This window comes from Paraburkholderia acidipaludis NBRC 101816 (assembly GCF_000684975.1).
In the GTDB taxonomy this organism is placed as follows: Bacteria; Pseudomonadota; Gammaproteobacteria; order Burkholderiales; family Burkholderiaceae; genus Paraburkholderia; species Paraburkholderia acidipaludis.
Genome location: NZ_BAXZ01000060.1, coordinates 1 through 876, shown reverse-complemented (window position 1 = coordinate 876; position 876 = coordinate 1). Strand labels below are relative to the sequence as shown.

Here is an 876-nt window from a genome sequence, read left to right as displayed (position 1 = left end):
CACGCCCAGAGTACGGTGACGATGTACGGTTTGATCGATGAAGGCCTGAACTTCACGAACAACGCGGGGGCCGGGCAAGCGTATCGCCTGCAAAGCGGCGACGTGGTGGGCAGCCGCTGGGGCCTCAAGGGCTCGGAAGATCTGGGCGGGGGGCTTGCCGCGATCTTCAAGCTGGAAAACGGGTTCAACGCCAGCAACGGCGCCTTGCAGCAAGGCGGCCGACTGTTCGGCCGGCAGGCCTACGTAGGTCTCGCCTCGCAGAACTACGGCACGCTCACCGCAGGGCGCCAGTACGACCCGACCGTCGACATCTTCAGTCCGATCGCCGCTGCGGGCAACTGGGGGGATGTGGGCGCGACACCGTTCGACAACGACAATACCGACTGGGACTTCCGCGTCAACAACTCGCTCAAGTACGTTTCGCCCACCATTGCCGGGCTCACGGGCGAGGCCATGTACGGCTTCAGCAACACGAGCGGCTTTGCCGACAACCGGCTCTTCAGCGTGGCGGGGCAGTACCAGTACGGCGGCCTGACGGCGGTGGCGGCCTACATGCGGATCGACAATCCCGGCTCGGGCACGTCGGGCGCTGTGACCAACGACAGCGTTTTCTCCGGCGCCGTGCAGGAAAACATCGATGCCGGACTCGCCTACAAGTTCAAGTCGGTGCAGGTGGCGTTCGCATGGTCGCATACGAGCATCGACAGCCCGACGGGCAATGCCTATCTGTCGGGTTCGATCGCGCCGGCCAACGGCGGCTCGTGGACCAGCTGGAAGTTCGACAACTTTCAGGTCAACGGACAATACTTCTTCACGCCCGCCTTCTGGCTGGGTGCGTCGTACACCTACACAATGGGCAAGCTGGGTACCACGGCC

Annotated in this window: 1 protein-coding gene; it reads left to right on the top strand. The window is 63.8% G+C overall.

Annotation, left to right across the window (positions count from 1 at the left end; genetic code table 11):
• Positions 1-876: porin (locus tag BAC01S_RS29785; RefSeq protein ID WP_027798020.1), on the top strand; the 876-nt coding region annotated here is incomplete at both ends.